This is a genomic window from Micrococcus sp. 140720015-1 (assembly GCF_053627595.1).
This window is the reverse complement of sequence record NZ_JBSEYC010000003.1, coordinates 400,700-409,369: the sequence shown is the minus strand read 5'-3', so window position 1 is coordinate 409,369 and position 8,670 is coordinate 400,700. Positions and strand designations below refer to the sequence as shown.

Here is an 8,670-nt window from a genome sequence, read left to right as displayed (position 1 = left end):
GACGCCTGCTGCAGCAGCCCGCAACTGATCGAGCTCTCCGTCGGCCGATGAGCAAACAGCGGGACGGCACGACGTTCTGTGCCGCCCCGCTGGGGTTATACCCGCCTGGACGCCGCCCAGCCCGGCGCGCTCGGCTCGAACACCTGGAACTGCAATGCATCCAGGAGCCCCGCCTCCAGATCCCCCTCGCACTCGGCCAGACGCATCCCCAGGTCTGTGCGGTGCCCGATCACCCCTCCCGGGCCCGCTGGGGACGGGCCGGCCTGCCAGGCCACCACCGTCAGCACGCCCCCGCTCACGTCGGCGTCGAGGAGACGCGCGTGAGTCTCACGGCTGACGTACCTCTGGACCAGCGCGGACATCACCCGGCGCACCTCAGGCGTGGACGGCAACTCTGAGGGCGGCAGGGCATCCGGTGCAGTCATCTCCCCAGGGTAGGAACGAGTCCTCGTACCCGGATAGCCCCCCTGGGGACAGCTGCGCCCTGGCGCCGGCCCCTTGCGGTTGCAGGCTCACTCACACCAGAACGGCGCCGGGCGGACTTCACACGCCTCTCGCTCCACCAGGCCGATCCCTCCCACCAGGACAGGCCAGGCGGCCAGCACCAACAGAGCAACCACCGCGGCCGTCCAGCCCCACCGAGAGCGAGGGGATCTGGATCGAGCGAACCGGACGCCGCAGACGGCCGCGCATGCGACGGCGAGGAGCTGCCCCACGCTGACGAGCAAGGAAGGTGCCCCCACGGGAGCGTGGCTGCCCTGGGCGAACTCCGCGACAGCGTAGGCGGCCATGAAGACGGCTATGGCCACGGGAACGATGAGCACCAGCAGCACGAGCCCCAGGACCACTTGCGGTGCGGACCGCCCCGAGACCCGGCCAGCTGGGGTGGATTCGATCATCGGGTGACCTCCGAAGCTCAAGGGCGGATGGGTTGGGCCCGAGAGCCCAGCTACGAGGGCCCTACGAGTACGCCAAAAGAAACCTAGACCACGACCGATCCACCGGCGACCCCTGCCCATGAAGACTGAAGCAGCACCCACACCCAGCGCCCCGGCACAAACGGTCGTTTGTGGCGAGGGGTCCCGCCATGCGTCGTGTGCGCCACCTCCGGCCCTGTCCGCCCGCCACATGACTCGCCACAATCAACCCGCCAGAGCGGCAGCCGCCCGTACGTTTCTGGCGAGCCTCGGGGCGCGCGGGGGCGCCCACCTGGACACCCAGTTTTCACGCCGATCGGATCCCGCCCGATATGCGAAGAGTTCCCCGCGCGTCAGGTGAAATCTGGGTCGCATCTCTCCGGCAAAAGCCCTTGCCCACCGGCCCGCATCGTGACACAGTTCACCCCATGATGCAGCAGCAGTGACCCCGTGGGTCCGACGACCCACCACCGGCCTCCCCGCGCGCCCGTCTCGAGCACGGCTCGACGGGTGCCTCTGCGCCCACCCCTTTCTTCAGAAAGCAGACACCGCATGCCTGACATCATCGAATTCCCCCTGCCCGCGTCGTCGGACGACCCCCACTGGCGGGCCTACTGCCAGCTCGGAGACGAGTACAACCACGAGCTGATCGGCACGACCGAGTGGGACGAGACCCCCACGGACGCTCTCATCCAGGCCGCCGCCGAGACCGACCACACGCAGCGCCGCTACCTGGCGTACGTCGACGGCGAGGCGGTCGGCTACGCCCGCGTCCTGATCAACCACGTCGACGACCCTGACGCGGCCGCCCTCAACGTCTACGTCCACCCGCGGCACCGCGGACGCGGCCACGGCCGCGCACTGGCCGAGCGGCTCGTCCTGGACACCGCCGGCCTCACCCGTTTCGAGACCTGGCCGCTGACGCCGCGGCCGGTGGCCGGGCAACGGGCGCTCACCCCGCCCAACGGCGCCGGCGCGGTGCCCGCCGAGCATCCGGGTGTGCGTCTCGCCCAGTCCTACGGCTTCGCGCTCGTCCAGATCGAGCGGGTGAGCCGGTATGACTTCGCCGATCCGGGGATCGACCCCGCCGTCGCCCTGGCCGAGGCCGAACGCGTCTCGTCGGACTACGAGCTCCACGCCTGGGAGGGCGCGGCCGACGCGTCCCTGCAGGACGACCTCGCCGTCCTCAAGGCCCGCATGGCCACGGACGTGCCCTCCGGGGAACGCACAGTGGTCGAGCAGGTCTGGGATGCGGCCCGCGTGCGTCGCATGGACGAGCAGATCCTCACGACCGGCCGGCTCTTCCGCGCGGTGGCGCGGCACCGTGCCACCGGTCGGATCGTCGCCCTGAGCGAGCTGGTGGCGCCCCGCTCGCGCCCGGATGGGCTCATCGACCAGTGGGACACCATCGTGCTGCCCGAGCACCGCGGCCGCCGCCTCGGCATGCGCGTGAAGGCGGCGAACCTCGTCGCCGTCCGAGACGCGCTGCCCGAGGCCCGCGCGATCATCACGTGGAACGCCGAGGAGAACCGGCACATGCTCGACGTCAACGAGGCGCTGGGCTTCCGGCCTGTGCTGGCCGAGGCGTCCATGGAGGCGTCGACACCGCTGCGACGTCGCTGACGGCCCGCGACCTCGGCGCCGCCTCACCCCCGCTCGAGCGTCCGCTGGGCCGCCTCCCGCACCGCCCGTGTGAGCCGCACCAGGCGCGTCACGGGCAGTGTGGCCGCCTGCCAGTAGAGGGGCACGAGGACGTCGTCGAGCCCGGGCACGCGGGCCAGCCGGCCGGCGCGCACGTCCTCGACGGCCTGGGCGTCCACGAGCATGCCCCACCCCAGGCCGGCCCGGACGGACCGGTGGAACCCGTCGAACGACGGCGCCAGGTGCGTGGGCGGGGCGACGTCCAGTCCGGCGCCTCTCAGCGCGAGGCGCTGCAGGTCGTCCTTCGCGTTGTAGCGCATCATGGGCATCGCGCCGAGGTCGACGACGTCCCCCGCCGCGTGCCGCGCGAGCAGGGCGGGCGAGGCGAGCGGGACGTAGCGCATGCTCCCCAGCGGCTCCGCCGCGCACCCCTGGACCGGCTGCGGCTCCGTGGTGACGGCGGCCAGCACCTCGCCGCGGCGCAGCAGCCGGGCGCTGTGGTCCTGGTCCTCGACGTGCAGGTCGAGGACCGTGTCGTCCCAGTCGGCGGCCTCCGCCAGGACGGGCCCGAACCACGTGCCCAGCACGTCGGCGGGCACGGCCAGAGAGGTGACGCTGCGCCCGGCCGCCGTGCGGCCCAGCCCGGCCCACGCCTCCTGTTCGAGCACCCGCATGTGCCGGGCCACGCGCACCAGGCCGACGCCGGCCTCGGTCGGCTCGCAGGGTGTGCCGCGCCGGAGCAGCACCTGCCCCACCTCCCGCTCCAGGGCGCGGATGCGCTGGCTGACCGCGGAGGCGCTGACGCCGAGCTCGTACGCGGCCGCCTCGAACGAGCCCTCGTCCGCGATCGCACGCAGTGCCTGCAGCTGATCCAGGTTCATGAAGCAGAGCTTAGGCACCTGCAGTTCTCTTCGTTTGGCTCAGGCCTGGCCGGGCCCTAGCGTCCTCACCCATGTGGACCCTCGCCGGCGCCGGCCTGCTCACCGGACTCGCCCTCATCGTCGCCATCGGCGCCCAGAACGCCTTCGTGCTCCGCCAGGGCGTGCGCCGGGAGCATGTGGGCGCCGTCGTGCTGGTGTGCATGGCCTCGGACGCCGTGCTGATCCTGGCCGGGACCGCCGGGGTGGGCGCGCTCGTGCAGGCCGTGCCGTGGCTGCTCGAGGTGCTGCGCTGGGGCGGCGCCCTGTACCTGCTCTGGTTCGCGGTCTCCTCCCTGCGTGCCGCGCTGCGCCCGCAGGGGCTCGTGGCCGAACAGGCGCCGCGCACCGCGGGTTCGGTCGTCGCCACCACGCTCGCGCTGACCTGGCTCAACCCGCACGTCTACCTGGACACCGTGGTGCTGCTGGGCAGCCTCGCCAACCAGCACGGTCCCGACGCGCGGTGGGTCTTCGCCGCCGGCGCCGTCGCCGCCTCGGTGCTGTGGTTCACCGCGCTCGGCTACGGCGCGCGTCTGCTGGCCCGGGTGCTCGCCGACCCGAAGGCGTGGCGCGTGGTGGACGTGGTGATCGCGGTGGTCATGGCGGTGCTTGCGGTCCGGCTCATCGCCGGTTCCGGCGTGTGGGGATGAGTCGGCAGACGCCGGAGCGCGCCTCCGGCACGAGCCACTACCCGCGCTCACTCCGGAGGTCGGCGCGAGCCTGACGCAACGCCTCGCGGTAGGACTCCGCCTTCTGGTCGTAGAGCCCCGCAGACGAGGCCTCCCCTACGAGGTCGCTCAGCGAAGCACGCCGCTCCCCACGCTTCCGCTGCTGATAGGACACGACGTCGTGGAGCCGGATGCGTCGGTGCCGACCACCGGTCGTCCTCTCGTACGGCAACGCGCCCTCCTCAAGCAGCCTCACCAGCGTGGGACGACTGATGCCGAGGAAGTTCGCCGCCTCCTGTGTCGTGAGCAGCTGGTCGACGGGTGCCACCGTGATGGCCTTGCCCACCCGCATCGCCTCGACGACGTCCCGCAGGACGTTGAAAGCCTCTGGCGGCAGGGGGACCTTCTGCCCGTCAGGGCCGACCAGGGCGGCCGGCTGCGTCAGGCCGTCGAGGAACCTGCCGACGTCGAGCATCTCCTCGAGATCCGTCGGCGGCAGCACCGTGTGCTTGTCATTCACCGTCGCCGTCATGGAGCAAGACTACCCGCGAAAACGAAAAATTCGCAGTTTCCTCTCGCGTCCGCTTCCCCGCTCCGGGGCGCTGCGTCAGCCGCGCGCGTAGGCGAGCGACTCCTCGATGATCCCGACGACGACGGCCAGCTCTGCCTCGTCCCGCGGACCGTAGAGCATCCACTCCGTGCCGAAGTCCGCGTAGCCATGCGGTTCGAGCCATCCGAGTTCGGCCAGACGGACGCCGCGCTCGGGTGCAAGGACGAGGTGCACTGACGTGTCGTCCACCCCATGCAGGTGCACCGGCTCCCAGCGCCGGCCTGGTGAGAGGTTGACCTCCGGGGTGCGCTCCTCCGGCCGGCCTGTCAGGTGGACGGCGCGCGACGTTGCTGGCGAGACGGTGCTGTGGCCCTCCTCGACGCCGTCGAGGGCGAACACCGCAGCGACCAGACGGCCCCACAGCTCCGGCGATGATCGCTGATCAAGCTGTCGGTGGGGCCCCTCGGTCGACGTCGCGGGACGACTGCCCGGCCGGGGATCGTCAGCGGTGAGCCGGACACGGGGGCTCGCATCAGGATCCATGCAGACGATCCTGACGGGGCGCCGCCGGCCAGGCAAGGCCACCAGGCCCCCTCACTCCCCGCCCAGCTCCTCCCGCAGGAGCCGCGCGCCGGCCACGAGCGCCGCCGTCTTGTCCCGCGCCACCGAGCGAGCCAGCGGCGCCATGCCGCAGTTGGTGCTCGCGATCAGCTTGTCCGCGTCCACGAACTCGAGGGTCTCCCGGAGGGTCGCTGCGACCTCCTCGGGCGTCTCGATCTCGTCGCTCGCCACGTCGATCGCGCCGACCATCACCTTCTTGCCGCGCAGCAGGCCGATGAGCTCCGCCGGCACCCGGGAGTGGTGCCGCTCCAGGGCGATCGTGTCGATCGTGGACTCGCGCAGCAGCGGGAACGACGTCTCGTACTGGCGCCACTCCTCGCCCAGCGTGGCCTTCCAGTCGTTGTTCGCCTTGATCCCGTAGCCGTAGCAGATGTGCACGGCCGTCTCACACGTCAGGCCCTCGGCCGCGCGCTCGAGCGTCGCCACGCCCCAGTCGCGGACGTCGTCGAAGAACACGTTGAACGCAGGCTCGTCGAATTGCACGACGTCGACGCCCACCGCCGCCAGCTCCCGCGCCTCCTCGTTGAGGATGCGCGCGAACTCCCACGCGAGCTTCTCGCGGCTGCCGTAATGGCGGTCGGCGAGGGTGTCGATCATGGTCATCGGCCCGGGCAGGGTCCACTTGATGGGCCGGTCCGTCCGCGCGCGCAGAGCCTTCGCGTCGTCCACGAACACCGACGACGGCCGGCCCACCTCCCCGACGACGGTCGGCACGCTCGCGTCGTACCGGTCACGGATCCGCACCGTCTCGCGCCGGTCGAAGTCCACGCCGCCGAGGTGCTCGATGAACGTGGTGACGAAGTGCTGGCGGGTCTGCTCGCCGTCGCAGACGATGTCGATGCCCGCGCGCTCCTGATCGGCCACGGCGAGGGCGAGCGCGTCGAGCTTGCCCTCGCGCAGCTGCTCCCCCTCGAGCTTCCAGGGCGACCAGAGCGTCTCCTCCTCGGCGAGCCAGCCGGGCTTGGGCAGGCTGCCGACGAGGGTGGTGGGGATCAGGGTGGTCATCGGGTCTCCTCGGTGTCTCGTGCGGCGTGGGCGGCGGCCCAGCGCTCCAGCAGGTCGCGGTGCGGGCCCACGAAGTGCTCCTGCGTGTACTCCCCCTGCTCCCGGCCGAGGCGGGCCCGCTCCTCGCGGTCGTAGGCGATCCGGGTCTGCGAGAAGTCGCCGTGGTCCAGGCGCGGCCGGTAGACCTCGCCGGCCCCGGCGTTCGCGTTGTAGATCTCCGGCCGGTAGATCCGCTGGAAGGTCTCCATGGTGGCGATCAGCCCGGCCAGGGAGAGGTTCGCGTGGTCGTTGAGCAGGTCGCCCCGCGAGTAGAACGCCAGCGGCGCCACGGCCCCGCGCGGCAGGAAGCACCGGATCCCCAGGCCCATCCGGCCGAAGTAGCGATCCGTGCGGGAGGGCGCGTCCTGGCGGTACTCGACCCCGAGCACCGGATGCTCGTTCGTCAGCCGCCGGTAGGTGCGGCTCGTGGACACGCTGATGCAGATCACGGGCGGCTGCGGGAACCGCTCCCGGTACGCCTGCGAGTCGAGCAGGTGCTGGAACAGCCGCCCGTGCAGGTCGCCGAAGCCGTCGGGCTCCTCGGTCCCCGGCGACGTCGCCGCGTGCGCGGGCAGCACCACGGAGAAGTCGTGGTCGCGGACGTAGGAGGAGAAGTTGTTCCCCACACTCCGGCCGAGCACGGCGCCCGTCGCGCGCTCGACCACCCGCACGTCGAGCATCTCCATGAGCGGGAAGTCGACGCCCGCGCCGTCGTCGGCGGTGAAGTGCACGTCGATCGAGACGATCTCGATCCGCGCCGTGTAGCGGTCCCGCTCCGGGTTGTCCCAGGGGGCGAGGTCGTTGAGGCGCCCGTCGATCATGGCCAGGGCGGCGCGCAGGTTCTCCCGCCGGTCCGCGCCGCGGGCGAGGTTCGCGAAGTTCGTGGTGGCGCGCGTGCTGGCGGCGGGCGTGTAGTCCTCGTCGAACGGCGTGGTGTGGATGCTGAACGTGAGGTCGTCCACGCGGGTGGGAACGGTGCTCGGGACAAGGGTGGCGTGGCTCATCGGGTCCTCTCCGGGGTGCGGGCGCGGGTGGTGCGGTGGTGGGCGGGGGCGGGACGGGGCACCGCGGACGACGACGGCGCCCCGCGGCCGGCGGCGACGCGTGCGGCGCACTCGAGGCCGGCCTCGAGGTCCGCCTGCAGGTCGGCCACGTCCTCGATGCCGACGGAGAGCCGGACCAGGTCCGTGGGGACCGCCAGGGGCGTGCCCCGCACGGAGGCGTGGGTCATCTCGGAGGAGTAGCAGAGCAGCGATTCGACCCCGCCGAGGCTGACCGAGAGCGCGAACAGCTCGGTGGCCTCGGCGAATGCGCGGGCCGCGGCCTCTCCCCCGGCCAGCCGGACGGAGACGATGCCGCCGAAGCCGTCCATCTGCCGCGCGGCGAGCGCGTGGCCCGGGTGGTCGGGCAGCCCGGGGTAGAAGACCTGGGCGACCTCGGGGCGGCCCTGCAGCCAGCCCGCGAGCGCGGTGGCGTTGGCACCGTGCCGGTCCATGCGCAGGCCGAGCGTCTTGAGGCCGCGGGCGGCGAGGTAGGAGTCCTGCGGACCGGCGACCGCGCCGGCGGCGAACTGCTGGTAGGCCACCGCCTCGGCCAGCGCCCGGCCGCGGAACTCGCGGTCGGCCACCACCACGGCGCCGCCGAGCACGTCCGAGTGCCCGCCGATGTACTTGGTGGTGGAGTGCACCACGACGTCCGCGCCGAGGTCGAGGGGCCGCTGGAGGTAGGGCGAGGCGAACGTGTTGTCCACGACCAGCAGCGCGCCGGCGTCGTGGGCGATCTGCGCCCAGGCGGCCAGGTCCGCGATGCCGAGCAGCGGGTTGGAGGGCGTCTCCACCCACAGCAGCGCGGTGCGGCCGGGGCGGACGGCCGCGGCGACCGCCGTCGGGTCGGTGATGTCCACGGGGGTGTTGGACACGCCCCACGGCTCGAGGACGGTGGTGATGAGGCGGTGGGTGCCGCCGTAGCCGTCACCGCCCAGCACGATGTGGTCGCCGGGGCGCAGCACGGCCCGCAGGAGGGCGTCCTCGGCGGCGAGCCCGGAGGCGAACGCGAACGCCCGGTCGCCGTGCTCGAGGGCGGCGAGCTGGGTCTCGAAGCCGTTCCGGGTCGGGTTGGAGCCGCGGCTGTACTCGTGCCCGGCGCGCAGCACGTTGATGCCGTCCTGCACGAAGGTGCTGGTCTGGTAGATCGGCGGCACCACGGCGCCGGTCAGCGGGTCGGGCTCCTGGCCGGCGTGCACGGCGGTGGTGGTGAAGCCGCGGACGGCGGGGCGGGAGACGGAGCGGGTGGTGTGGTGGACGGCGGTCATC

Annotated in this window: 9 protein-coding genes; 2 read left to right on the top strand and 7 right to left on the bottom strand. The window is 72.4% G+C overall.

What is annotated here, in order from left to right:
- Window positions 1-95: 95 nt before the first annotated feature.
- A complete protein-coding gene (locus ACUXPL_RS07435) occupies window positions 96-425 on the bottom strand; it encodes a hypothetical protein (RefSeq protein WP_182488785.1) in 330 nt (109 codons plus the stop codon).
- A gap of 1,044 nt (window positions 426-1,469) precedes the next feature.
- Between ACUXPL_RS07435 and ACUXPL_RS07430 the strand changes: the two genes are divergently transcribed.
- Window positions 1,470-2,540 (top strand): GNAT family N-acetyltransferase, encoded by a 1,071-nt coding sequence (locus tag ACUXPL_RS07430; RefSeq protein WP_182488786.1) that lies wholly within the window; start codon window positions 1,470-1,472, stop codon window positions 2,538-2,540.
- Window positions 2,541-2,563: 23 nt separating this feature from the next.
- Here ACUXPL_RS07430 and ACUXPL_RS07425 read toward each other — a convergent pair whose 3' ends face one another.
- On the bottom strand, window positions 2,564-3,439 hold the full coding sequence (locus ACUXPL_RS07425) for an ArgP/LysG family DNA-binding transcriptional regulator (protein WP_182488792.1): 876 nt from the start codon (window positions 3,437-3,439) through the stop codon (window positions 2,564-2,566).
- A gap of 71 nt (window positions 3,440-3,510) precedes the next feature.
- On the opposite strand from ACUXPL_RS07425, the gene lysE reads away from it, so the two are divergent.
- Window positions 3,511-4,125, top strand: coding sequence for an L-lysine exporter (lysE, locus tag ACUXPL_RS07420; protein WP_104483878.1), 615 nt, complete (start codon window positions 3,511-3,513; stop codon window positions 4,123-4,125).
- 37 nt (window positions 4,126-4,162) lie between these two features.
- Here lysE and ACUXPL_RS07415 read toward each other — a convergent pair whose 3' ends face one another.
- From ACUXPL_RS07415 to ACUXPL_RS07395, 5 genes are all read right to left on the bottom strand, one after another.
- The gene (locus tag ACUXPL_RS07415) at window positions 4,163-4,675 is read right to left on the bottom strand and encodes a helix-turn-helix domain-containing protein (protein WP_371485274.1); all 513 of its coding nucleotides are present in this window, start codon (window positions 4,673-4,675) and stop codon (window positions 4,163-4,165) included.
- A gap of 75 nt (window positions 4,676-4,750) precedes the next feature.
- On the bottom strand, window positions 4,751-5,236 hold the full coding sequence (locus ACUXPL_RS07410; RefSeq protein ID WP_259400041.1) for a luciferase domain-containing protein: 486 nt from the start codon (window positions 5,234-5,236) through the stop codon (window positions 4,751-4,753).
- A 51-nt stretch (window positions 5,237-5,287) separates the two neighbouring features.
- Complete coding sequence (locus ACUXPL_RS07405) at window positions 5,288-6,319, bottom strand: methionine synthase (protein WP_182488788.1); 1,032 nt, start codon at window positions 6,317-6,319, stop codon at window positions 5,288-5,290.
- The gene (locus ACUXPL_RS07400; protein ID WP_182488789.1) at window positions 6,316-7,362 is read right to left on the bottom strand and encodes a putative oxygenase MesX; all 1,047 of its coding nucleotides are present in this window, start codon (window positions 7,360-7,362) and stop codon (window positions 6,316-6,318) included. Before ACUXPL_RS07400 ends, ACUXPL_RS07405 begins: the two co-directional genes overlap by 4 nt.
- Window positions 7,359-8,669 (bottom strand): cystathionine gamma-synthase, encoded by a 1,311-nt coding sequence (locus ACUXPL_RS07395; RefSeq protein WP_182488790.1) that lies wholly within the window; start codon window positions 8,667-8,669, stop codon window positions 7,359-7,361. Before ACUXPL_RS07395 ends, ACUXPL_RS07400 begins: the two co-directional genes overlap by 4 nt.
- Between the last annotated feature and the right edge of the window lies 1 nt (window position 8,670).